At 62.7% G+C, this 25,029-nt stretch carries 20 protein-coding genes; 5 read left to right on the top strand and 15 right to left on the bottom strand.

What is annotated here, in order from left to right; genetic code table 11:
- Positions 1-35 precede the first annotated feature (35 nt).
- The 3 genes from P5W98_RS02910 to P5W98_RS02900 form a co-directional block, all read right to left on the bottom strand.
- Positions 36-1,019 (bottom strand): cupin-like domain-containing protein, encoded by a 984-nt coding sequence (locus tag P5W98_RS02910; protein WP_421042431.1) that lies wholly within the window; start codon positions 1,017-1,019, stop codon positions 36-38.
- Between the two features lie 101 nt (positions 1,020-1,120).
- Complete coding sequence (locus P5W98_RS02905; RefSeq protein WP_421042432.1) at positions 1,121-2,308, bottom strand: GDSL-type esterase/lipase family protein; 1,188 nt, start codon at positions 2,306-2,308, stop codon at positions 1,121-1,123.
- A gap of 153 nt (positions 2,309-2,461) precedes the next feature.
- Positions 2,462-3,247, bottom strand: a complete 786-nt coding sequence (locus P5W98_RS02900; RefSeq protein ID WP_421042433.1) for a glycosyltransferase family 25 protein — start codon at positions 3,245-3,247, stop codon at positions 2,462-2,464.
- Positions 3,248-3,583: 336 nt separating this feature from the next.
- Here P5W98_RS02900 and P5W98_RS02895 point away from each other — a divergent pair, with 336 nt between their 5' ends.
- Positions 3,584-5,236 (top strand): flippase, encoded by a 1,653-nt coding sequence (locus P5W98_RS02895; protein WP_421042434.1) that lies wholly within the window; start codon positions 3,584-3,586, stop codon positions 5,234-5,236.
- A gap of 315 nt (positions 5,237-5,551) precedes the next feature.
- Here the strand turns inward: P5W98_RS02895 and P5W98_RS02890 are convergent, their stop codons facing one another.
- The 9 genes from P5W98_RS02890 to P5W98_RS02850 form a co-directional block, all read right to left on the bottom strand.
- Positions 5,552-6,424: a methyltransferase, TIGR04325 family gene (locus P5W98_RS02890; RefSeq protein ID WP_421042435.1), complete on the bottom strand. Its 873-nt coding sequence runs from the start codon at positions 6,422-6,424 to the stop codon at positions 5,552-5,554.
- Positions 6,425-6,697: 273 nt separating this feature from the next.
- Positions 6,698-7,804, bottom strand: a complete 1,107-nt coding sequence (locus tag P5W98_RS02885; RefSeq protein WP_421042436.1) for a glycosyltransferase family 4 protein — start codon at positions 7,802-7,804, stop codon at positions 6,698-6,700.
- Positions 7,801-8,604, bottom strand: a complete 804-nt coding sequence (locus P5W98_RS02880) for a glycosyltransferase family 2 protein (protein WP_434661723.1) — start codon at positions 8,602-8,604, stop codon at positions 7,801-7,803. The genes P5W98_RS02885 and P5W98_RS02880 overlap by 4 nt, the downstream gene beginning before the upstream one ends.
- 16 nt (positions 8,605-8,620) lie before the next feature.
- Complete coding sequence (locus P5W98_RS02875; protein WP_434718217.1) at positions 8,621-10,237, bottom strand: hypothetical protein; 1,617 nt, start codon at positions 10,235-10,237, stop codon at positions 8,621-8,623.
- Complete coding sequence (locus P5W98_RS02870; RefSeq protein ID WP_421042439.1) at positions 10,222-11,433, bottom strand: glycosyltransferase family 4 protein; 1,212 nt, start codon at positions 11,431-11,433, stop codon at positions 10,222-10,224. The genes P5W98_RS02875 and P5W98_RS02870 overlap by 16 nt, the downstream gene beginning before the upstream one ends.
- Complete coding sequence (locus tag P5W98_RS02865; protein WP_421042440.1) at positions 11,421-12,524, bottom strand: glycosyltransferase family 4 protein; 1,104 nt, start codon at positions 12,522-12,524, stop codon at positions 11,421-11,423. Before P5W98_RS02865 ends, P5W98_RS02870 begins: the two co-directional genes overlap by 13 nt.
- 320 nt (positions 12,525-12,844) lie before the next feature.
- Positions 12,845-15,013 carry a polysaccharide biosynthesis tyrosine autokinase gene (locus tag P5W98_RS02860; RefSeq protein ID WP_434718216.1) on the bottom strand — a complete coding sequence of 723 codons (2,169 nt, stop codon included), beginning with the start codon at positions 15,011-15,013 and terminating at the stop codon, positions 12,845-12,847.
- A 128-nt stretch (positions 15,014-15,141) separates the two neighbouring features.
- Entirely contained in the window at positions 15,142-16,230 is a 1,089-nt protein-coding gene (locus tag P5W98_RS02855) for a polysaccharide biosynthesis/export family protein (RefSeq protein ID WP_434718215.1), read from the bottom strand.
- A gap of 252 nt (positions 16,231-16,482) precedes the next feature.
- Entirely contained in the window at positions 16,483-17,547 is a 1,065-nt protein-coding gene (locus P5W98_RS02850; protein ID WP_421042443.1) for a sugar transferase, read from the bottom strand.
- Positions 17,548-18,144: 597 nt separating this feature from the next.
- Here P5W98_RS02850 and P5W98_RS02845 point away from each other — a divergent pair.
- On the top strand, positions 18,145-19,428 hold the full coding sequence (locus tag P5W98_RS02845) for a calcium-binding protein (RefSeq protein ID WP_421042444.1): 1,284 nt from the start codon (positions 18,145-18,147) through the stop codon (positions 19,426-19,428).
- Between the two features lie 14 nt (positions 19,429-19,442).
- On the opposite strand, the gene P5W98_RS02840 is transcribed toward P5W98_RS02845, so the two are convergent.
- Both P5W98_RS02840 and P5W98_RS02835 read right to left on the bottom strand, forming a co-directional pair.
- Positions 19,443-20,477 carry a glycosyltransferase family 2 protein gene (locus tag P5W98_RS02840; protein WP_434718214.1) on the bottom strand — a complete coding sequence of 345 codons (1,035 nt, stop codon included), beginning with the start codon at positions 20,475-20,477 and terminating at the stop codon, positions 19,443-19,445.
- A 143-nt stretch (positions 20,478-20,620) separates the two neighbouring features.
- Positions 20,621-21,739 carry a PLP-dependent cysteine synthase family protein gene (locus tag P5W98_RS02835; RefSeq protein WP_434718213.1) on the bottom strand — a complete coding sequence of 373 codons (1,119 nt, stop codon included), beginning with the start codon at positions 21,737-21,739 and terminating at the stop codon, positions 20,621-20,623.
- Positions 21,740-21,921: 182 nt separating this feature from the next.
- Between P5W98_RS02835 and P5W98_RS02830 the strand changes: the two genes are divergently transcribed.
- Together P5W98_RS02830 and P5W98_RS02825 are read left to right on the top strand one after the other, a co-directional pair.
- Positions 21,922-23,028 carry an MraY family glycosyltransferase gene (locus P5W98_RS02830; RefSeq protein ID WP_421073557.1) on the top strand — a complete coding sequence of 369 codons (1,107 nt, stop codon included), beginning with the start codon at positions 21,922-21,924 and terminating at the stop codon, positions 23,026-23,028.
- Positions 23,029-23,188: 160 nt separating this feature from the next.
- Entirely contained in the window at positions 23,189-23,323 is a 135-nt protein-coding gene (locus tag P5W98_RS02825; RefSeq protein WP_035526646.1) for an entericidin A/B family lipoprotein, read from the top strand.
- A 135-nt stretch (positions 23,324-23,458) separates the two neighbouring features.
- On the opposite strand, the gene P5W98_RS02820 is transcribed toward P5W98_RS02825, so the two are convergent.
- Positions 23,459-24,124 (bottom strand): pyridoxamine 5'-phosphate oxidase family protein, encoded by a 666-nt coding sequence (locus tag P5W98_RS02820; RefSeq protein ID WP_421042448.1) that lies wholly within the window; start codon positions 24,122-24,124, stop codon positions 23,459-23,461.
- Between the two features lie 290 nt (positions 24,125-24,414).
- On the opposite strand from P5W98_RS02820, the gene P5W98_RS02815 reads away from it, so the two are divergent.
- Positions 24,415-24,867 (top strand): host attachment protein, encoded by a 453-nt coding sequence (locus P5W98_RS02815; protein ID WP_421023180.1) that lies wholly within the window; start codon positions 24,415-24,417, stop codon positions 24,865-24,867.
- Positions 24,868-25,029 lie beyond the last annotated feature (162 nt).

The raw sequence follows: 25,029 nt of genomic DNA, 5'->3' as shown, positions 1-25,029 counted from the left end.
CGTGCGGGCGACGCATGCGACGCCCGCGTGTGCGCTCAGCGCTTGACCAGCCGCCGGACCGCGTTCAGCGGCGATATCAATCTGCTCACTGGCGAGTAGACGACATCGGAAAAGGACTTTGGATTGCGGTGCTCAAGCGCCGAAATGGCCCGCCTCTTCAAGCTGTCACGCAACGGCGAAAGTCCGGGCGGCAACGGCTTGATGCCCATCTTGCGCAGAAGGTAGTTGGCCTGATAGACCCGGGCACGTCGCTCGAGCGACTTCATGCAGTAGTTGATGCTGAGGCTCACCGAAATATTGTCGCCGTTTTTTACCCAGTGCGGCGCCAATGAGGGGTGATGCACCACCTCCCCCGGGGAGAGCCGATAGACCGTGCCGCGATCCTGCAGTTGCGGGCGATACAGCGCCGCTTCGAAGTTACCGCTGTAATAACGCTCGATCTCCTGCTCCGGCACCAACTCGCGATCGGTCGCAGGAAAAAGACAGACGTCCTTCGAGCCCTGCAACTGGAAAAGGAAGTTGGTTTCGTGATCGATATGAAAAGGCGTGGCGATCCTGGGCGAGGTGAGCAGCAGCGTCATCGACACCCAGGTCATATCCTTGCGTAGCGGCCAGCCAGACAGGTCCTCGAGTTCGGATGTCACGACATCAAGCACCTGCGCATACTCGGGGTCGTAATCCTGCGCCCGGGTGAGTTTGATCCATGTGCCGTTTTCGCCAAGACGGGATACCGTCTCGGCCAGTTGCTCGCTGCGCGACAAAGCGCTGAATTTTTTGTCGATGGTGCCGTGCTTAAGCGCACAGAAATGACCATCTTTTCTGTCAATCATCCGCTTGGCGAGCTCGACGAGTCGAGGGATCTCGAACAAGCCGCTTTCGTGCAACGTATGATTGAATTTGAACGGATGCAAATTGAAATTACTTTTGAATTCTTTCTCGCAGACCTGAAGAATGTTCTCATCGGCGCGGAGTTGATGTGACGAATTCGCCGAGACGGTACCATCGCTGAATACAGACATGGCACACCTTCATAGGTTGGGGAGCACAGCTTGTTGGAGAGCACTGCTTTCAGGCTACGCCCCCGCATGGCGGCCAGATGTGCGCTGACGAACACCTGTATTCATTTCGGATCACCCTGGCTTGCGCCCACCTCCTCGCGCACCGGCGAAGCTGACTGCGTGCTTTCAGCAAAGCTCGGTTGCAGAAACGCGATGACCTCGGCATCGGTGATCGGCTTGATATGCAAACCCAATGCGGCATTCAGGGAAGCCACGAGGTGCTGCGTCCAAAGGGTATTCCAGACGACCCCGGCATGACTGTCCGACACGACGGCGTTGTGCGGATCGTCGCCGGACGTATTGGTGATTGCCCAGCCTGGCGACAGACGCACCGTCTTGTAATGCGGGCGGCCCTGTGGGTCGCGCGTGCCCCACAGGCTCCTGAACCAGGCGCGATCATCAAGAAAGTAGACATGGGGATTGGCCGCGGCCAACTTGCGCAAGCCATCATCGAATAGATCCATGCCAGCATCGATATTGGCCATTTGCCTGGCCGATTGCCAATTGTCGAACTCGGCGGACCAGTCCGCGTTGTTGAGTACGCCAACGAGCACAATATAGGTGTCGGGATGGTGCGCGCGGATCAAAGCGACTGCCGCGCCAATTTCCTTGATGCAAGCGTCGACGAGGGCACGGGGACGCGCTGCATTCCGGTCACGGGACAACTCATCGAGTACGTCGTGCGCACCGATATCGTTGATGCCGATGCGGATCAAAACGATGCCGCCTCGCCAGGCCTGCGGCTCCGTGTTCATCAAGTCCACGAGCCGGATCGCCTCGCGCAGCGGATGTCCCATCAACTGGTTGCAGGTCGCGCCGCTGACTGCAAAGTTGTAGCGGTAGTCGTCTTTGGGGGGCGTGCGGGCAAGCAAGCCGAAGGCTTCGTCGAAATAGGCGCGATACTTTCCGGTTCCCCACGCGCCCCACTTGCCCAGGTCAATCTGGTCGCCGCGCAGTCGCCCAAGCACCTCGGTCCACTGCCAGGTGGTCGCACGCCGGGGGCCCCCTCGCGCGTCCGGATCGCCCAACAACAACGTGTCATGGTAGGACTGGCTGTCGGAATCCCCGAGCACGGCAAATCGTATCCTGCCAGTTTCCCCCGCGGCCCCTGCACCCTCTGCTGCCCCGGCAGCAATGGCGGCTGAAGGCGAGCGCAGCAGACTGGGCAGGGCCAGTCGCGCAGCGATGAGGCCGGCCAGGGTCATCGTGCCGCAGACAGCAACCACCACCACTTTACGAAAGCGAGACATAGCACACGGTTTTCCCATGTATCGGCCGTGAACATGCCGGTTCAACACCGGCCGCCCAGCACAGTTTCACGAAGTCAGTACCGGTTGGCGAATTCGCGATCGCTTGCCCCGTTCGTGAGGATCAAAGAGGCCAAATTCGGGAGCCTCCGTCAATCAAATTCCGTCTACATACGTGGACCGAATTTTTATTCGCCCGCTATGCCAGACACGCAGCGTTTCAACCCAGTAATAAGCGCCTCGCAAAGGCGATTTCAATCTCTCGAGCCAGCCGGAGCGATGATCCGCCTCGGATCGCGCCGCTCCGATATCAGAGGCCATCCCCTTGCTCCCATGTTTTAGCAGCATGTCCTGGATGCATGGCGCTGGGTGCCATTGAAACACGGACATTTCGTCCAGATCGCCGTCGAACATGACGAGATCCACTGGGCGATCCGCTCGCGCAAAACGCTCGACCATCCTGCGGCACCCATCTCTCGAAATGATATAGGCGGCCGTGCCCGAGTGATTGCTCCGTAACCGGTGCAGTCCCGTGTGACCCGGCAAATTCATGCCTTGCCTGTCAACGAATATCCCCGCCAGGAATGTCTCCAGCTTTATGATGTCGTAGCAAAATCCTCGGGATATTTTCTCCTGGATGGATTCGACAAGCATTCTTGCGTCCCGGCAGAAGTGAACATCATCCTCGAGCACGAGCGCATGATCGATGCCTTCGTCCAGCACCTTTTTCCAGATGGTGTAGTGACTGAGCGCGAGTCCCTTTTCGGGCGCGGTGCACTTGCCGCGCAGCAATGGCAGCGCCAGTGTTCGACTCATGGCGTCGATGTGCGCGGGCCCCAAAGCGGGAAACCGTTCCCAGGCATAGCCCAGCCTGTCGAGCTGCTCCGCCATGTGGCTTAGTCTGTCGGTGGACCTGTCGAGATTGATGACGAATATCTTCATTGACTCCGGCAACGTGCTGCGTTGCCCCCCCCTTTTTTGCGTCGCATGCGAATATCGGCGTTGGCGCTCGCCTTGACACATGCCGCGCTCAGCCTTGACCAATCGTAAGAAGGCTTACTATTACCGGTCGGTGGGTTGCCCAACAATTCCGGGCGGGAAAGGCTGTCTCGCGACCACCGCGCACCGCCACTCGTGGCAGTCTGGGAGCCTCGGCTGAAAGCGCCGCTGGGGTACGCAAGCGCACAAACAAGGCCACGATCCACCAGGCACAATTGATCTAACCTGTTTGCCGGGCGGCAGCGCGCTGTTCCGGGATGGCCCAGACTGCCACATATCATGACCGCCAAGCCCACACTCAAACGAAACGTAATCTTCAACTTTCTGGGTAGCGTGCTACCCATTTTTGTTTCGCTCGTCAGTACACCGGTCTATCTGCATCACATTGGCGCGGAGCGCTTCGGCGTACTCGCCATTCTCTGGATGCTGCAGGGATATTTCGGATTCTTCGATCTCGGCCTGTCCTTCGCCGCATCCAACCGCATTGCACAGCTTTCCGACGCGACACCTGCCGAGCGGGAATCCGTATTCTGGACCGCGTTGCTGCTCAACCTGGGCTTCGGCCTCGTCGGGGCGCTCCTGTTATTTGCGCTCATGCACGTCATGCTCGCGCAATTCGACATCGGTCCCCTGCTGAGCGCGGAACTCAGGCCCGCGCAGGCCTGGATCTGCGCTCTCGTGCCGCTTACGAACGTGATTGCCGCATGCAATGGGGCGATGTCGGGGCGCGAACAGTTTGGCATCGCCAATGCCGTGCAGTTTGTCGTCATGATGCTGTTCCAGCTGCTACCGCTATGCGTTGCGATCGTGTTCGGACCGAACCTGCACTATCTCGTGTTCGCGACCCTCTTTGCCAGCGTGATCTCGCTCATCATCACGTTTTGCACAATGGCCTATGTTTTCCCGCTGCGGCTTGCCGCTGGACCCGACCGCAAGCATGTGCGGCCGCTCTTTTCCTATGGCGCGTGGATCAGCATTACCGGTTTCGCGACGCCGGTGCTCGAGACGGCCGATCGCTTGCTGATCGGCCATGTGCTGGGTCCACAAGCCGTGACCTACTATCAGGTGCCGTTCAGCCTTGCTGTACGCGCGCGTCTGGTGCCAACCGTCATCACCCGCACGCTGTTCCCGCGACTGTCCGCCCTCGGCGGTCACGATGCCGCCCAGCTTTCCCTGCTCGCCTTGCGCGGGCTCACGCTCGTGATGACGCCGGCCATCGTGTTCGGCATCTTTCTGATGCGACCGTTTCTTTCGTTGTGGGTGGGCCACGACTTCGCGAACAGTGCATCCTCGGTTGGCGAGACCATTCTGCTCGGCGTCTGGATTAATTGCCTCGCGGCTGTTCTGTCTTGTCATTTGCAGGCTGAGGGGCGACCGGGCGTCGTGGCACGGTTTCAGCTAGTCGAAATCGTGCTTTTTATCGCCAGCCTCTGGTGGGCGCTTCATGCCCTCGGCGTACTGGGTGCGGCCCTTGCGTGGAGCGGGCGATGCGCGCTCGATGGCGCCCTGCTCTTTTGGGCCGCGCATTTCGGCCGGCAACACCTTCGCCAAATCGTGGTGCCCGCACTGTTGATTCTGGCCGCCTACGGGAGTTCGTTCGTGCTGGATTCGCTTTCGCTCGCGGGCGTGGCGGCCTGGGCGGGACTCACCTGCGCGGCCATCGCATGGTCGATTTCGGCAGAGCCTGGCGCCTGCGCGCAAATCGTCCCGGTGCTCGCGTCTTTCTTCCAGCGCAATCGCGAGCGCATCTGGAAAAGAAAAAGCGCTCAGGTAGCGTGCAACGAGATCGCCCCCAAACGCACAACCCGCGAATGCAGTCAGCAGCCCATGTCTTCCGAAGCGATACCCGAGGCTGCGGCTTGCGGCGACACGCGTTTGCGCAGCAATGCTTCCAGTGTTACCGAGACATGCATCGGACGGACCCTGCGTTAGGGCAGCCCTGATTTCACGCATCTGCCCGTCTGCGGGTTGTCAGCTCCGATCAGGGCATCGGAGCCCTCGTCCGAGCGAACATGACATTTATCGAACGGCGCGCGATCGCCGCGTCCATCGAAAGTGCGCCCTGGAGTTTTCTGGCTGGTGGCCGCGTGGCCAGCTGATCGGTGGCGCATCGCGCTGAGCGACTGCCTGGCTCGCCCGACTATAGGTCAAAGCCCAACTTCGGGAATGATCGCCCTGTCGCGCGCTGCATTCAGACGAGCCGCCGCGGTTCCAGCGCACGGCTCGGAGCGCTTCGCAAGGCGAGGGCTAGGTCTGCGCTGCCACGCGTTCGAAGTAATAACCGTAGTAACTATCGACTTCGTACTCGGTCTTGAAGGGGATGCGCATGCGGCGCTCGTTCAGGTCCCAGTGATCCCGCACGCGATAGCCAAGGGCCTGCATGTCGGCGACCAGACGCCCGATCGATTCCACCCGGTACGGGCACACCGCAACCCCTAGGTTCTGCAAGGTGAAGAATGCTTTTTGGGGGTGCAAGGGTATGAGATTGAACAAAACGTGGCGCGGCGGATGCGAAAGCTCGCCAATCAGCGACGGCAAGCTATATCCAAGGTACTGCAACGCGCCGGTGCTGATTAGCACATCAAAGCCGTCCGCTCCGTGAGGCGTTTCGCAGAATTTCAGCGCGCCCAGTTTGTCGCGTTCCGAGGCAAGGCGCCTGCCGGCGGCTACCACGTGAGGCAGGTCATGCACGCACCAAACCAGGTCGGCCGGAAATGAAATGTAATGCTGATATCCGTAGTAGGCGAGACCCAGGTGGCCGCCGATATCGAATATCCGGCGCCCCCCTGCACTCAGGATCTGGTTGATCCAGAAGAGCGCTGGGTAGTCGCATGTCCGCAGCGAATGCAATTGATCCAGATATCTCGTGGTCACTTCTTCGACGTCGTAGGTCGAGGGCAATTTCGCCGAAGAAATACGCTGCGCCTCGTCCAGCGCGTCCTCATAAGTGTCGTAGACGCCAAAGTACAGGTTTCCGCTGCGATAGGGCTCGCGAAAATAGCGTCGGTACAGAGGCGCACTCAAGAGCCTGATGCCAGGCAGCTCCGAGATCTCACGCGCGATGCGCAGTAGCCCACGACGCAGGTGCTGCCGTCTCACGGCGGAATCGTATGTGCTCATACCGATCTCCTGACACGATGTGGATTTTGAGTACCGTCTAAACGGGCGCCAGGTGCCCGGCGGTGCGTCCATCAGGCAGCGCACACAAAGAGGTCGAAGCGCCAGCAGGCGCAGATATGGACCGTGCTTCTAGGCTACTCCCCGGCCCATCAGCCAGATGTGCGTTGACGAACATCCCACCCCGATGGCCCAGGGGCGACCCGGTCGAGCGTGGCGTGCCCTGACATGAGGTTGCACCGTGATGAAACGCTCGACCTCCTGGTGCCGAAAGCATTACTGATTGGCCGCTTTCACCGCTTCCAGCAGCTCTCGTGCGGCTCTTTCCCAGGTAAAAGCGGCGGCATGCCGGCGACCTTCGGCGATCAACGCTTCACGCAGCGCTTCATCGTCGAGCACCGTGCGGATCTTCAGACTCCACGCATGCGGATCGAACGGGTCCGCATAGAGCGCGGCGTCGCCACAAACCTCAGGAAGTGCGCCGAGCGGAGCGGCAAGAACCGGGCAGCCGAGCACCATGGCCTCCAATGGCGGCAGGCCAAATCCTTCGGTTAGCGAAGGGAAGGCAAGCGCCCCCGCATTGCTCATCAAGCCCGCCAGTTCCGGGTCGGAAACGCGGCCCGCGAATCGCACATTCGGAGGCACGACGTGCCCGAGCGCTTCGAAGTCGGCTTTTGTCGCCCCCCCGAACAGAACGAGTGCAACGTCCCGAAGCGCCGGCGCTGAAAAGGCCTTGAGCAGAACGGCGATGTTCTTGTGCTTCTGGGTGTTGGCGAGCGCGAGAACATAGCGCCTCGATTCAAGGTTCAAAGCCGCCAGCGGCCGCGCGTCGGGCTGGACGAGCAGGACGTGGTCGCAGCCGTTATGTATGACCGTGATCTTTTCCGCGCTGGCAATGCCGTATCGCACGAGCTCGCCTTTGGAGAACTCCGAGACGGTAAATATAATCTTGTGCCGTCTGCCTATGAAAAAGAAAAGGAATTTGTACCAGAGCCGAAAACCCGGCGAATAGGAATCCGGCGCGGAATAGACCTGGGCGTCGTGAATCATCGTCGCGGAGTCACGGTGCAACAGGGGCCCGAGGTTGCAGAGATTGAGGATGAAGTCCTTTCTGCGCGCCATCGGAAGATAGCATTGCTCCCACGCTATGCGGTGCATCCTGCGAGCCAGCGCGTTTTCGCGGACGCACAGAATATTGCGGTAAGGTGGAACGGCGATGCGATTTCTCACCACCAGCGCATAGTCGACGCCACTGCCGGTTTGCTTCGCTATCAGCGCATCGGTCGCGGCGATCAACTGTTCGGCCACCCTGTGCACACCCGTTGGCCCGGCCCCGAAGAATTTGCCGTTGAACGCTATCGTCCTGTACGGCGCCGCGCTCATAGCTTCTCCGCTCGCTCAGGTGTCAGCCTTCCTCGCATACAGTCCCAAAAGCCGATCAGATTGCCGCTCAGTCGACCACGACGGTCGATCCAGGGCTCCGGCGCGAGGCTCCGCACCACATTGCTGGCGACATTGCGCACGACATGATCGAGCGCATCGCGCACAGACATCGTCTTCCTGCTCACCAGATAGAGTGGATTGACGACCTGCGAATAGCCCAGTTTGCGCCCCGACACCCGCCCACCTTTGGTTCCCAGGTGCACGCCGACCGCGCTGGTGATACGCACGACGCGTCCCCCCCGGTTGCGGATCTGGCCTCCGAAATCACGGTCCTCCTGCCAGCCGTAGAGTACAAGGCGCTCGTCAAAACGCAGGCCGGCAATGCTGCTTGCCCGGAACGCCATGTTGCAGCCATAGGGCCCCCGGGTGGGAATCACCGTCAACGCCTGCCTCGCCGTGCTCGCGCGCGCGAGAATAGCCTGCCCCTGTTCAATGGACAGACCCGGCCCGTGGATGCCGTCTGCGAGTAGCGTGCCCGTAACACAGGCGATAGTGGGATCGCTGTTTAGCGCATCGACGATTTCGGAAATCCACGTGCGATGCATGAGGAAATCATCGTCCAGAAAAATCACGACGTCGAAGCCGGCCGGCACATGATTCAGTGCCGTATTGCGTTGAACGGTAAGGCCGGGCCGTCCCTTGACCACGAGTAATCCGGGGCGATCTGCAAGGTCGCCGGCATCCTCGTTCAACACGCAGGAAACGATGATCAGCTCCGGCTTCAGCGTCTGCGCATCCACGGAAGCGATGACATGCTTAAGGAGTTCTGCGCGGCCCCGCGTGGCGAAAATCAGGCAGATTCTTGGCGCTTTTCCGGGCGACGGCTGGATGCATTTTCTCGACACGGTTTCCCCCGGGCTGACACTCGATTCCATCGCTTACCTCATTGTTCACGTGTCCGTAGCGGACTGTTGTTCGCGGCTTGGGCACGCGTCGTGGCGCCAGCGAGAGCGCGCCTGCCGCAGCCGCAATCAGGTAGAAGCACACTCCAAGCTCGAATACCCCGCCAGACGCCGAAGCGACGATCAACGCCGAGATCGTGCTATGCCGCGCTGCGTAGCAAACCGCGCGCTCTGTGAACGGGTACTGGGGCGACACCGGCGAGAACAGCGTTTTGCCGATGAATAGCCCATAGCAGACGACCCCCACGATGCCGAGGCTTGCCAGCAGCACTACGAGGAAACTCGACGCGCGAATGCTGCCGAGGCCGACACCAATTCCGTAGGTATCGAAGAAATTGGTCACGCCCTGAGCGTTCCACCCCATTCGTTCGACGCCCGACGAGCTAGCGGCCTTGCTCAATATCGTGGTGTCGACGAATTGCGCGAGCGCGTCGGCCACCGCGGGGAGGAAAAGCACGACATAGAGCGCCCCAAGCACACCCAGGCACAGGCCCATGATCCACATACGGTGCTTGCGCGCGGAAGCGGCGCGTGCGACGCGCTGGGGCCGACCAAACAGCAGCACGACCAGATACCCACTGAGCCCTACATAGGCGCTCCCTGAAGTGGACAGCAACAGCAGCGCCCCCGACGAGGCGGCTAGCATGCCCGACAGTTTTGGACGAAAGCCGACCAGCCAGAGATTGAGACAAAAGACAAAGAGCGGAACCGTGAAGCCCGAAAAGCCCGACGTTTCGCTGAATGTCCCGCTGATACGGACCAATCCGTCCATCTCGACGCCGGTCAGGTAGCCGAACTGTGCTGTCTTCACGAATGAAAGCGCGTCTACGCCAACAGCGTGCGTCGCAATATCGATCACGCCGGCGAGCACATCCAGCGCGGTGAGCAGAAGAATCGCGTTCGCGAGCGTGCGGTACACACCGCGAAATTGCAGAAACGCGTACATGCAGCAATACACCAGCGTGTCTGCAATGCAATAGACTGCCTGCGACAAATTCCCCGAAACAGGCGCGAGCGGACGCAGCAGGATGTCCTGGCCGGCACCGGTGGCATCGCGATCGACCGGGAACACCAGCGTAGAGCCGGCCAGCAACCGCGGCAGCACGATGGCGCCTGCGACTCCCCACACGCAGGTGCAGAGCAGCCAAAATCCTGGCTTGTCCAAAGAGAATGCGTCAGCAAGCTTGCGCCCACCGACGAGATTGAAGGCCCTCAGCGCGAAGAAGGCGAGAAAGAGTTGCGCCGGCATCACACCCGTCGCGCCCAACGACAGCGCAAGCGCGCATCCGAATAGCGCGAACACCGCCATCCCGTAGATCGCGCCGCGATACGACGCATAAAGCGCCGCCAATCCGCTGACGATGACTACGATTCCGAATATCGACAGTCCCACTTGCCTCGCCCCCATCCGACTGCACGCGCGTACGTGCGCAAACGCTCTCGTCTCGCGCTGCTTCAGGCAGAACGCCAACGCCGGGCCGGCGGCTCGCTGGGCGCCTCGTTGCCCTCCATTGCGCGCTCGACGACACTCAGGAATTCACGCCTGAAACGGTCCGCCGCAAAGCGCATGGCATTGCGGCGGCACACGTCCGGGCGGAACGGCTGATGCTGCTCGAAGCGCTCCACCGCATCGACAATCGATGCCACGTTCTGCTCGCCGAAAAAGAGCCCGGTACTGCGTTCCGGATCCGTCGAATCGATGACGATTTCCCGCACACCGCCACGGCCAAACGCAATGACCGGCGTCCCGCAGGCTTGCGCCTCGACCACCGAGATGCCGAAATCCTCTTCCGCCGCGAAGACAAACGCCCGTGCGCGCTGCATATAGTCGACCAGTACCGCATCCGGCTGATAGCCAAGCAGCGTCACGTTGCCCGCCGCCGCTGCACCGGCGCGCGCCAGATCGGGGCCTTCGCCGATCACCACGAGATGCCGCGAGGGCATTGCTGAGAACGCCTCGACGAGGAGCGGAACACGCTTGTACGGCACCATACGCGAGGCCGTGAGATAGAAGTCCTCATGCTGCGTGCGCAATTCGAACCGCTCGACGTCAACCGGTGGATAAACGACGACAGCTTCGCTGCCGTAGACCTTGCGGATGCGCCGCCCCACGAAGGCCGAATTGGCGATAAAGGCATCGACGCCATGCGCCGTGCGCTGATCCCAGATGCGCATGTAATGAAGCAGGGAGCGCGCGATCCAGCTCTTCACCCCGCGCTCGAGGCCGGCTTCGGCCAGATATTGATGCTGCAAATCCCAAGCGTAGCGAATGGGTGAATGCACGTAGCTCACATGAACCTGATCCGGGCCGGTCAACACGCCCTTGGCCACCGCGTGGCTCGAAGAAATCACCAGATCGTAGGACGAGAGATCGAACTGTTCGATCGCCAGCGGCATGAGCGGGAGATAGTTGCGAAACGCTCTGCGCGCACGAGGCAGATGCTGAATGAACGAGGTCGTCGCATGTTTTCCGCCCAATGCACTGCGCTGCGACTCGGGGAAAAAGTCAACGATACTGTAGAGATCGGCGTGCGGAAACAATTGAAGAATCTGCTCGACGACCTTCTCGGAGCCCGCGTAGGCGGTGAGCCAGTCGTGCACGAGCGCCACTCGTCCGAAACGGCGCGTGTCGTTCGCAAGCGGGGGAGCGAGGGTTACATTAGCCACGGCGAAATCTCCTCGATCAGTTTGACGACTGTGGCGCGCCAGGTCAGTTCCGCGGTCCGCGCACGACCACGCTCGCGCAGACTTGCACGCAACGCGGCGTCGCCCGTGATCCGTTCGAGCAGGTGCGCGAGCTCGGTTGGATCGTCTGGCGAGGTGTAGAGAATCGCATCGCCGCACGCCTCCTGCACCGCAGGCAAGCGCGAAGCGATGACGGGACAGCCGAGCGCCAGCGCCTCGACGGGCGGCAGCCCGAAGCCTTCGTAGCGCGACGGGTACACGAAACATGCTGCGCGCCTGTACAGCGCGGCCAACGCGCCATCGCTCACATAACCGAGGTGCTTCACGAACCCGGGCAGCGCATCCTGGCCACTGCCATAGACCCGTGAATCGCCCCCGCCCACGACCACGATGTCGAACTGCGCGTCGGGAATCAGGCGCGCAGCCTCGGCGACGAGTTGAAAATTCTTGTGTCGGTTGAGGCTTCCCACCGCGAGCACGAACGGACGCCCGTTCAGCGTAGGCGTGACTTCCGCTTCATCTTGTTGCACGCGCAACATATGTTCGCCGCTCTCAGGCACTACACCGATCTTTCCGACTGGAATCCGGTAAGCGTCGCATAGCTCGCGCCGCGAGAACTCCGACACGGTGATCACCCGCTGCGACACGCGGCCGAGGTGCGGCACCATCAGGCGGTACCAGGCCACGAAGGACCGACTGTAGCTGTCGGGAACGCGTGCTGGCGCCGCATCGTGCAGCACCGTCACCTGGCGCCTGCACAGCAGCGGCCCCGAATTGCATAGATTGAGCAGCAGCCTCCCGCGCGCTGCCTGCGGCAACGCGAACTGCTCCCAGCGCAGGCCGCCGCCTTTACCGCTCGCCCGAAGCCTGACATACCGAAACGGATTCACCATGCCTGCCACGGCTTCCGGCACGACGATTTCAGCCCGCACTTCGGCGACCAGCGGCTCGCGAGCCTCGAGCATCTGGTCAAGAGCACGAATCGTTTCGAAGGCAAAGCGATCGACCCCCGTCGCGCGGCGAGCGAGGAAACGGCCATTGATCAGCAGATTGGGAAAGCCTACGGGTTTCATCGACGGATTCCAGGACATCGTTCAGGCCCGGTCACCTTCCGCCCGCAAGGTCACCTTGCCAAAAACGACCGGACTAGACGGGCTCACATGATGCCAGTCATTGATCCAGAGTGTGACCGACGCGCATGAGTAAAAATGTTCGCCGCCGCGCATCCGACGTCAGTTTGCGAACCACGTTGCGCGGTCCTTGCACGGGTAGCGTTGGAGATCGCTCGGCGGTTGAATCCGGGAGATGAGCTAAAGCTCGGGAAATTTGCCGGCTGCACGGCTTGCGCCGCACAGCCGGTCAAATTCGTACTGCGACATAAATCCAGATGCGCTTACCGGTTCGCCGGCCCCATGTCCTTCGAAAACCCGTAGCTAGCGTAGCCGTACGTGCCGTACTGGTTGCCGTAGCGGCCAGGGCGCGATGTCATGTCGTTGAAGATCACGCCGCGAATCGGTACGCCAACCTGTTCCAGGCGGCGCACGGACTCGCGCAGATCGGCCACGCTCGTGGCGCCCTGGCGCGCGACCACGAACACCGTGCCCGCGAGCTTGCCGACGATCCCCGCATCCGCGACCGGCAAAATCGGCGGCGCGTCGATCAGCACGAGGTCGTATGCGTCATTGGCCCAAGCCACGAACTCCGTGAAACTGTCTTCGCGCAGCAGCTCGCTCGCATTGGTCACGTAGCCGCCCGTCGGGATGAAGTCGACGCCTGGCATGACTTCGCGGCGCACCGCGTCGCCGAAGTTCTGACTGCGGTCGACGATGTCCGTCACGCCGGGGGCGCTTGGCACACCGACGTGGCGGTTCAGCGAGCCACGCCGCAGATCGGCGTCGATCAACAGCACCCGCTTGCCAGATGCGCCAAACACCGCCGCCAGATTGACCGAGACGAACGACTTGCCCACCATGGGCGTCGGCCCCGCCAGCAGCACGACACGATTAGCCGCATCGGCCAGCGAATATTCGAGCGCACTGCGGAAGCTTCGCAGACTTTCAACCGCTGCATCGAACACGGCCGTACGTGCGAGCACCGTGTTTACGCCCGGAGCCGTGCGCGGCAGACGCCGCGTAAGGGATTGCTGGATGCGGCTGCGCGGCACAGCTGCATAAACGGCCAGGCCGGTGTGCACTTCAATTTCGTCCACCATGGACACGCCGCGGTTGAGCCGTTGACGCAGCAGCACGATGGCGGCACCGACAAAAAGGCCAGTGAAGAACGCCGCGACCACCAGAACGGCACGCTTGGGCCGAACGGGTTGTTCCCCTGGCACCGCAGCGTCGATCATGCGCACGTTCGACACGCGGCCGGCCTTTAGCAGACGCATCTGCTCGCGGTTGTTCAGCAGGTTCGTATAGATGTTCGTATCGACAGTCACTTCCCGCTGCAGGCGCACGAGGCCCTGCTCCACCGGCGGCAGCGCACGCGTCTGCCCCACAAGGTCGGCGAGCGACTTCTGCGCTTCGGCCAGTTGTCCGTCCACGGCGACCACGGCAGGATTGTCCGGCGTGAAGCGGGCCATCAACTGCGCGCGCTGCTGGCGCAGATCGGCGATGCGCTGCTGGGCGAGTGCCGAGCTTTGCAACAACGCCGTCGCTTCGGCGCCCAGATTCACCGCGCCATGCTGCGAGCGGAACGTGTTGTACTCGTTCTCGGCTTTCTCGAGCTGCGCCTTGAGCATCGGGAGTTGCTGGTCGAGAAAGGCAATGGACTTCTGCGCTTCCTCCTGCGTGCGCTGCGCGTTCTGCCGGATATATTCAGTGCCGATCGCGTTGAGAATGGTGCTGGTGAGGACCGGGTCGTCGCCTTCCAGCGCAACGCCTATAACATCCGATTCCTTGCCTTTTTCAGAAATCATCAGCGCGGTCTGCAAGGACTGGATTGCACGCAGTTCGGACAGGCGCATCAGATCAAAGGTCGTTCCTGGCTGCCCATCGATACGGTTCACCAGAAGATCGATCGCACCGCCCACAGCCTGCGCGTGAAGCGGTTCGCCCACACGCCCTTCGAGCCTGATGCTGCCGGAGGACAGTGTATAAGCGCCGTCGCCCTGATAAGTCAGGAGGAATGGGCTGCCGTACAGGCGATCCGGCACATCGAATTGCGTCACGTCGATGGCTTCGTCGGTCCACGCGTAACCGCCCCATCCCGACCATCCGTTCAGATTCAGATGTCGCGCGGCCCAGCGACCCACGAGCGGAAAATAGTGCGGCGTCGCGCGGATATAAAGTTTCGTCGCATTCACCGCCGACGATACGACCAGCCGCGAGCGCAACACTTCTATCTCTGCCGTGGCTGCGGTCTTCATCGCAAACTGCGCGGAAAGGTCGGCGAGTGCCGTTTTTGCAGGGTTCTGCCCTTCCTCCACCTGGATGAGCATGTCCGATTGGTAGACAGCGGGCGCCAGCAGCGCATACGTGCAGCCGATCAGCGTGAAGATCGCCGTCACGATCAGGATCGTCCGGCGTCCCGCGTACAGCACGTCGAGCAGATTGCTCATATGCCCGCCCTCGGGCGCCTGCGGTAAAACCACCTCGGCAGGGCCCTCAAGCATGTAATCGCGACGAATCATCTTTTCCTCTTTATACGGTGACGCGCTGCCGTGGCGGGCGCGCGTTCATGCCGCCATCAAAAACCCACCGCTCGGCTGGCCGCGGCGGCTTGGGTCGTGGGCAAAATCAGGCTGATGACGCGGCTCCACTTCACGAGCGCTGACGTATCGACGAAAACGACGTCGTTGGGCTTCAGATCAAACGAATCGGCCGTGGCCATCGCGGCGGCATTGCTGGCATCGAGATGAAAAACGACCGGCTTGCCGGTATCGCGACCACGCACGACATAAACCTGCGAGGCATCGCCCGACGCCTGATTGATCCCGCCCGCGTTGCCGAGCGCCTCGTTCAGTGACATATGTCCATTGTTGAAGACCACACCGCCGGGGCGTTCCACCTCGCCGACCACGAATACCTTGCTGTCCGTCTGCGCATAGACGCGCACGAGGTCGCCGTCGCGCAGAACGACGCGATCAGGATTGAAGCCCTTGCGAATCATGTCGGGCATGTCCACTTCCACGGTGGTGTCCCCACGTGTCACCGCGACATGCGAACGGTCGGCGTTGTTGGTGAATCCGCCCGCCCGGTTGATCGCCTCCGGCAAAGTCATGGGCCGGTCGTTGAGCACTTCCACGCCCGGCGTTTTGACTTCCCCATCCAGATAGACGCGTTTGCTGCGGTAGGTCTGGATGCGCACGGTGACTTGCGGCTCACGCACGTAGCGCGCGAGCTTCGCCGCAAGGACATCTCGCACGCCCATTTCCGAGAGACCCTCAACCTTCAATGGCCCTATATAGGCATACTGAATAAAGCCGTTGGTATCGACGGTATAGCCCGGAGCGACAGAACTGGCACCATTGGCGGCATCGGCGCCGCCACCCGCAAAAGGCAGGTTGAGCTCGGGATGGTCCCACACCACGATGCTGAGAATGTCCCCCGGACCGATCTCGTATGGCTTGGGCGTGGCAAAGAGCTTCTCCACATCGGCGGGAATGCCCTTGGGCCGCTGCTCGGCCTCTTTTTCCACTAGATGGCTCGTGATCTCTATGACCTGGCCGGGTGGCGCACCCACGACCCCCTTGGCCACCATGCTGTCCGGCACCTGCGAGCCGGATACCGTACTGGCCGTGGCTGCGGCACCGCCTGGTGGCGCACTGGCCGTCATGCCCGGCGCCAACGCGCAACCGCCCAACCCCGCGAGCGCCAGCCAGGCGACACACGCGGCCTGGCGCCGCAACATTGCCGACACTGCGCGATTGTGCGCAACGCACGCGGGAGCCACTCCGCTCGACTGCTTCGCATTCAGTCCCATTGCGATACTCCACATCCCGCTACATCCATCCCCGTTGCCCACACGCGGGGCGTTCCCGATGTTCCAGGAAGCCCGCATCCTTATCTGGCCGCGTCCTTACGCTGCTCAATACGCGCCGTGACCATGAATCACCACGAAGAAGGTCTTGAACAGAATTCCCATGTCCGTGCGGAAGGTCCAGTTTTTCACGTAGGAGACGTCCAGCAGTACCCGTGTCGCGTAGTCGATGTCATTGCGTCCGCTCACCTGCCACAGACCAGTGATCCCGGGCGTCACCATCAGGTAGTACTGGCTGGCCTCGCCGTAGCGCTCCAGTTCCTGATCGATAACCGGCCTCGGCCCGACAAAGCTCATTTCGCCGCGCAGCACGTTCCAGATTTGCGGCAGTTCGTCGAGGCTCGTGCGCCGCAGAAAGTGGCCGATCCGCGTCACACGCACGTCGTTCTTGAGCTTGAATTCGCGCTCCCATTCGGCACGCGCCTCGGGATCGTTCGCGAGTAGTTCCTTGAGCACCTGCTCCGAGTTGACGACCATAGACCGAAACTTCAGACAACGAAATGTCTTGCCGTGACGCCCCACGCGGGTATGCCCATACAACGCGGGCCCGCCGTCGAGCCTGACCAATAGCGCGATGACAAGAAGCACCGGCAAAAGTACGACGATGCCTGCCATCGCAGCGACGATGTCGAAGATCCGCTTCATCGCATGTCCAAGGACGGCACTGCGCACCGCACTGCGCGGTGCGATCTCGAGCGGCTCGCGGCGCCACCACGCACGCGTGAGCCGCAGCACGCTGAATTCCGCAAAGAACAGCGTGTGCGACGCCAGCAGGGCAATGCCGGTCGTCAGCGTCCAGTAGATGAACCACGGCAACGACAGCAGATGATCATGATGAATTGCGTAAAGCAGCACGAGCCCACAGAACTGCACGGCGAGCCAGGCGAGCGCCGTGCGGCCCGCAACGCTGAAAAGCGAACGACTGCCGCGCGAACCATAGGTCCCACAGGCCGGGAAAACCGACAAGGCGAGCGCTGCGCAGAACGCCACCAGCGTAGGGTCAGGGTGATGCACGGCACCTGCATGCGCAAAATTCGGGTTCAGGTGGACTGCGCCTACTGCGCCAAGCACAATCAGCGCGATGTCGATCGCGCGCTGCGTTAGTTCAGACATATCCCTACCCCAGTGCGAGTCGTATTCGTCAGACTGTCGTGGTCGGTCGCGATAGGCTGCTGCGAGAGAACGACCTGATAAGCCACAACAACACGATACGAAACGGGCACGCCGGGATCCGTGCGCAATCCCACCAACTTCGCACGATCGTGTTCAGATGCCTTGATGGTTGAATGCGCAGCGTATTCGCCACGTCAATTCTGAATACGAATGCGGTCCGCGCAGTAGCGTGCGAATCCGCAAGCGCGGCGCGCATATGCATTCATGCGTGCGCCCCTGTGTGCTTCTGTGCACGGGGGCCGGTCGCCAGCGGGAGATGGGTTGCAACTGAAATATGCGCATGACTTGTCATGCGCATCCGTTCGCGATCCCACACACGAGGACTCCAGGACACGTCAAAATGTCTGCGCCGCAGAAACAGCGGTTCAGCGACGCCCGCGTGAAGCAAGATGCTCGAAACCGGCAGTCGCACCACGCGAGGAATGCGCCGTGAAGGATTCCTTAGTAACTCGTTACAGCCTGCTTGCTCGCGCAGCCGTCCGGCATCGTTCCCGATACTCGTGCATCACCCGCTGGCGCTTGCAGCCTGGCACGCGCATGGCGCATGTTTTCGTGATCCTTGGCGCGCTCGCGTGCGCATCGTTGGCGCAGGGAAGCGATGCGATGCGCGTAATGCCCGCCGACGCTTTCCTCGACACGCTTGCCGTCAACACGCACGTCAATTACACGGACGGCGCCTACGCGAATGTGCAGAACATCGCCGACGATCTGGCGTGGCTGGGCATTCGTCATGTTCGCGACGCGTCGCCGGCCAGCGGAGCCGCGCCGTTCTCGAGCTATGTCTATCTCGCGCAGCGCGGCGTCAAATTCGACTTCCTCGTACATGGGGACATCACCGAGTCGATCGAACAAATCGCGCGCCTGAGCACAGCAGTGCCCGGCAGCATCGCGAGCGTCGAAGGCTTAAACGAGATCAATAACTGGCCGCCCACCTATCGCGGCCTTACCGGCACCCCCGCCGGACTCGCCGTCCAGCGCGAGATCTATACGCGCGTACACGCCAGCCCGGAACTCGCGGGCGTGAGCGTCTACGACCTCACTGGCTACGAAACCAGGCCGGTCGAGTCCCGCGCGAACGCCGCCGATTACGCGAACCAGCACTTCTATCCGCAAAACGGCGAACAGCCGTCCTACGAGGCAAACGGCGACAGGTGGCTGGGCAATGCCATCGACAGCGTCAAGAAGTTCCAACTGCCGATCGTGATTACCGAATTCGGATACTTCTCGATGCCCCAGTCTGGCTGGTACATGCTGGGTGTCGATGAGCCGACGCAGGCCAAAGGCATCCTCAATGGCTATATGGGCGCGGCGGCGGCAGGCGTGAAGCGGACCTATGTCTATGAACTCCTGGACCAGAAGCCCGATCCGCAGAAGAAAAACAACGAGATGCACTTCGGTCTTTTTCGCAACGACAACAGCCCGAAGCCCGTGGCTCACGCGATCCGCAATCTCACGTCGATTCTGCGGGCGGACGCCGTGCATCGGGCCAATGGGGCAGTGCCGGGCACATTGGCCTGGTCGCTATCTGGCATGCCGGTGTCGGCAAACAGTCTGCTGCTGCAGAAGAAGGACGGCCGCGTCGTGCTGGTACTGTGGAATGAAACGCGGATTTGGGATCGCGCGGCAGGCGCCCCGCTCACGAGCCCACCCGCGAATGTGGAAGTCGACTTTGGAGCGACAGCGAGCCGCGTCGACCTTTACGATCCGAGTGTATCGGCGGCACCGCTCGCCACCCACCGGGAGGTGCGCAAGCTCGGCGTGGCCGTACCCGATCACCCGGTCCTGCTCGAAGTAACCCTTGGTGGCCAGCCCCGCTCCTGAGCCTGGTCGCGACGTCAACGCTTCACGAAATTGCGCAGCGCGAAAAACGGCCGGTACACGCAGGGGCAGGCGGCGTAGAAGAACATGCGGACCTTGAAGCCCATCTTCACGCCCGGCGTGCGCAGCATCAGCCCGAGCTTCGCGCCGAAGCCGCGCGCCGCGAACACGTCGCGCGCGTAGTGTTCGCGCGCGAGCTTGGGCACGAGCAGCGCGCGCATCGGCTCGCCAACGCCCGCAATCTGCGCATCGTGCTGAAACTGCTCCGACTCGACGAGGCCGAACGCCGTGGTGAGCTTCACGCGCGCAATGAACTGCTCGACGGTGCGATAGCGCCTCTTGCCCGAAAGCCCGCCGCGCCGGTAGCGCACGAGCGGCTCGCGCAGGCTGTGCGCGCCGCCCGACATGATCGCGCGAAACGTCATGATCTGGTCTTCGGCCATGGCGCCTGGCAGCATCGGCCCGAAGCGCTCGAACAGACGCCGCGACCATGCATGCGCCGCGCCCACCAGCCACGGGCGCTCGCGCGCCCAGTCGTCGAAATTCTTGTACTGGTCGAGATCGGTGGGCGCGATGCGGCCCGCCTGCCCCGCAGCGCTCTCGAACTCTTCGAGGTCGGAAGCGATGAGGTCCGGACGCCGCCCCAGCGCGTTCCAGCAATCGACGAGGCGCGCGCAGCGCTCGGGCACCGAGACGTCGTCGCCGGCGGTCACCACGAGCAGGTCGCCCTGGCTCATGGCGGCGAGCTTCGAGAGATGCGCGCTGATGCCCGCGTTCCGCTCATTGCGGTTGAGCACGAGCCGATGCGGGCCGCGATAATCGCGCACGGCCGCTTCGATGGCGGCCCACGTGCCGTCGGTCGAGCAATCGTCGGAGATCAGGATTTCCAGCGGCGACCAGGTCTGGGCCAGCGCACCGGCGATGGCATCGGCCACGACATCCGCCTGGTTATAGGCAATCAGCAGCATCGAGACGAGCGGGCGCGAAGCGTCGTTCGCGCGTGGCTCGCTGCGTTCGGCGGGTCCTTGATCTTGCGAGTGATCCTGAGGCATCGGCAATGACGAGCCCGCGAGCGCGGGCGTATGAGTTTGAGCGCGGGGTTCGATCGCGCCCGTGATGGGCTTGGGGGGCTCCCGGGGCGCCCGCCCCGGCGCGGGCGCCATACTATCACGCGCGCCCCGCCTTTCGGCCCGCGCTACAGCCCGGCGGACTGCACCCCGCCCGCCCCGCTCAAGGCGAACACCGGCTCGCCGTTCACGGCCCGCGCGATCCACTCCTCGGCGCTCGCGAGATCGATGCCCTGGGCCGCGAACCATGCGTCGTCGTAATAGGTCGACCGGTAGCGCTCGCCGCTGTCGCACAAGAGGCTCACGATCGAGCCCGACTCGCCGCGCGCCTTCATGCGCTCGGCCAGCCACAGCACGCCGACAAAGTTCGTTCCCGTCGAGCCGCCCACGCGCTTGCCGAGCCGCCCCGCCAGGTAACGCATGGCCGCGAACGAGAGCGCGTCGGGCACCTTCACCATGGCGTCGATGCAAGTGGGAATGAACGAGCGCTCCACACGCGGGCGGCCGATGCCCTCCACGCGCGAGCCGATGTCGTGCGTGAGCCCGGCCTCGGGCCGCCCCGCCAGCACACTGCGGAAATAGTCGAAGAACACCGAGTTCTCGGGGTCGGCGCAAAGCACGCGCGTGAGGTGCCGCGTGTAGCGCACGTAGCGCCCGAGCGTGGCGATCGTGCCGCCAGTGCCGCCGCTCGATACGAGCCACGCCGGCACGGGATGCTCCTCGGCCGCCATCTGCCGGAAAATCGATTCGGCGATGTTGTTGTTGGCGCGCCAGTCGGTCGCGCGCTCGGCGTAGGTAAACTGGTCCATGAAGTGGCCGCCCAGCGACTGCGCGATGCGGTGCGACTCCTCGTAGATCTCCGAGGCCTTGTTCACGAGATGGCAGCGCCCGCCGTAGAACTCGATCTCCTCGATCTTCTGGCGCGACGTGCTGGCCGGGATCACCGCGACGAACGGCAGCCCGAGCAGGCGCGCGAAGTAGGCTTCGGAAATCGCGGTCGAGCCGCTCGACGCCTCCACCACGGTGCTCTTGCCGTGAAGCCAGCCGTTGCACAGCGCGTATAGAAACAGCGAGCGCGCGAGACGGTGCTTGAGGCTGCCGGTGGGATGGCTCGATTCGTCCTTCAAATAGAAGCGCAGATCGGGATAGCCCGGCAGGTCGAGCGGCACGAGATGCGTATCGGCGGAGCGGTTGAAGTCCGCGTCGATCTTGCGGATCGCTTCGCGGACCCAGGCGGAATGGGGCATGGGCGGATCCCGTCAATTGAAGGTCCGGCCATCATGGCACAAGGGTGCGCGCCAGGTTTCGACGCTGCGCGCGGGGAGCCGGCGCCACGCCCGCGCGCCTTCGGCACGGGCCGCGCACCGGACGCGCCCCGCCGCCTTTGTATAATCGTGGATTCCGTCTTCCTGCCCTGCGTTCACCTTTCATGCTTAGTTTCGCACTCGGCTTTCTTGTCTCGCTGCTGGTCACGCTGCTGATCGTGCGTTACGCGCATCTGCATGAAAAATTCTCCGTCGACTCCGACCTCGCCGGCGTGCAGAAATTCCACGCGCGACCCGTGCCGCGCATCGGCGGCACGGGCATCCTCGTCGGGCTCATCGTCGCGGCGGCGCAGCTGCATTTCACGTATCCGGCCGTGTCGGGCGGCATTCTCGGCATCGTCGCATGCGGGCTGCCCGCGTTCGCGTCCGGGCTCGTCGAGGACCTCACCAAAAAAGTCTCGCCGCTCGCGCGCCTCGTCTGCACCATGGCCGCCGCCGCGCTCGCGTACTTCCTGCTCGACATCGCAGTCACGCGCATCAGCGTGCCGCCGCTCGACTTCCTGCTCTCATACGCGGTCATTTCCTGCGCCATCACCGTGCTGGCCGTGGCGGCGCTCGCCAACGCGATCAACATCATCGACGGCTTCAACGGCCTCGCCTCGATGGTCGCGTTCATGATGTTCGCCTCGCTCGCCTACGTCGCGTTCCAGGTGCACGACGCGGTCGTGCTCTCGGCGTCGTTCATCATGATGGGCGCGGTGCTGGGCTTCTTCATCTGGAACTTCCCGGCCGGCCTGATCTTTCTTGGCGACGGCGGCGCGTACTTCATCGGCTTCATGCTCGGCGAGCTGGCGATCCTGCTGGTGATGCGCAACCGCGACGTCTCGGCGTGGTATCCGGTGCTGCTCTTCATGTACCCGATCTTCGAGACCTGTTTCTCGATCTACCGGAAGAAGTTCGTGCGCGGCATGTCGCCGGGCATTCCCGACGGCGTGCACCTGCACATGCTCGTCTACAAGCGGCTGATGCGCTGGGCCGTCGGCGCGCGCACCGCACGCGAGCTCACCCGCCGCAATTCGCTCACTTCGCCGTATCTGTGGCTGCTGTGTCTCGTGGCCGTGATTCCGGCCACGCTGTTCTGGCGCCACACGCTGCACCTGTTCTGCTTCGTGGTGGTGTTTGCGCTCACTTACGTCTGGCTCTATGTGAGCATCGTGCGGTTTCGCTCACCCAAGTGGCTCGTGGTGCGCAAGCATCAGCGGCGGATCTGAGCAAATAAGGGCAAATGCCGCGGAAATATGTGCTTACGCATACGTCCCCGGATCGCACGTACAATTCCGGCACGCGCCGCGCTGGCCCCGCCGGGCAAGCCCAGCGAGCGCCCGAACATTCGTCGTAATCCGTCGTCGTCAACATAAAAGGAAAACCAGAATGCGCCGCTATCTCGCGATTGCTCTCGCTCTCTTCACTGTCACGCTGGCCGCCTGCAACACCATGGCCGGCTTCGGCCAGGATCTTTCGAAGGGCGGCAACGCCATCACGAATTCGGCCGAAAAAGCCAAGTAAGCTCGCCTGACCGCCGGAACCGGCCGCCAACGACGCTTGAGCGATGTTTGCGGCCGGTTCCGTTCGTTTTGCCGAGTGCGTTTTTTGTGTACGTTTTTGCGTACGTTTTTGCGTACCTTGCAGCCCGTTTGACCCTCAGCCGCGCGCGAACTCCCGCAGCCGCGCCACTTCCGCCTCCAGTTCCCGCACGCGCGCCTCGCGCCGCTGCGCCGCCGTCTCCATCTCGCGGATCCGTTCATCGCGCCCGTCGAGCGCCGCCTTCACGTCCTGTGCGTCGAAACGCTGCGGAATATGCTGCGGGCAATTGCTGTCCCACGCCGTGACCGTAAAACGGATCGCCCGCTCGGCGCGCGCCTTGTAGCCCGCCGGCATGAGCCGCTGCACCAGCGCCGCATCCTCCACGACGCGCGCCTCGCCCCAGATCTTGATGCGCCTGCGCCGCGCGTAATCGATCAGGAACAGATACGCCTTCGGGTTGTCCGTCAAATTAGCAAGGGTGATGTATTGCTGATTGCCGATGAAGTCCGCGAACGCGATGGTGCGCGCGTCCAGCACCTGCAGGAAGCCTGCCGGACCGCCGCGATGCTGGATGTAGGGCTGGCCGTCGGCGTTCGCCGTGGCGAGGAACACGCTGCGCTGCGCCTCGATGAACGTGCTCACGTCGGGCGTGAGGTCGGTGCCGAAGCCGCGTTGCGCTTCCATGCGCGCATAGAGGTCGCGCGAGCCAAGGCGCGCCTGCATGGCCTTCACGGTGGGGGTGAACGCGACGTCGCTCGGATAGCGGATTGCGGACGTATTCATCTGCGGCTCCTTCGCTGCACACTCTGGAGCCTGCAAGATAGATCCTTCCGCAGGGAAACAGAATCCGGCATCGGCTGGAATCATCCTCCCAAAATCCGGAAAGACGCGGACATGCCGCAAACGTGCCGCCTCACCCACGCCGCGGCAGGAGGCGCGCCCGATGCGGCACTCGCCCATGTCGCGCCACCGCAAACCGCGAACGCGCTACCCTTGAAACTCGCGCCGCGCCGCGCGAGTCCACTCACCGCTTCGGCCATCCACTGCGCCGAGGCACTGGCAGGGAGACACGCATGTCGAACATGATCTGGGTCGTCGTCGCCAACCGCGTGACCGCGCGCATCTTCGCGACGGAAACCCCGCAAGGGGCCATCGAGGAAATCGAAACCCTGCTCCATCCGGAAGGCCGCGTGCGCGAGCAGAGCCTCGTGACCGACCGCTCGGGGCGCATCGAGCGCGCCACCGCCGGTCGCCAGCAGAGCGATCCCGACACCATGCACCACGAACACGAGACCAGCCTGTTCGCCTCGCAGGTCGCGACCACGCTGGGCCAGGCGCGCCACGCGGGCCGCTACGGCACGCTCGTGCTGGCCGCGCCGCCGGCGTTTCTCGGCGCGCTGCGCAAGGCGCTCGACGCGCAAACGCGCAGCCTCGTCACGCTTGAACTCGACAAGGACCTCGCGCTGCTCGACGCGCGCACGTTGCGCACGCATTTTCCGGAGCGCTTCGTACGGGCGCAGACCTGAGGCGCCTCTGCGGACGTCTGCGGACGTCTGTGGACTTTGCGTGCCGGCTTCACTCGCCGCGACGGCAATCCGGTGGCGACAACGCACATTCAGCCCCGGAAATGGACGATGTATGGGCGCACGCAGCCGATGGAAGGCTCGCCCGCCGGCTAGCCGAAAAGG

This window comes from Paraburkholderia sp. A1BS-2L, from assembly GCF_051125205.1.
Taxonomy (GTDB): Bacteria; Pseudomonadota; Gammaproteobacteria; order Burkholderiales; family Burkholderiaceae; genus Paraburkholderia.
Note: the sequence above shows the minus strand (reverse complement) of the source record. Positions and strands in the feature narration are given on the sequence as shown.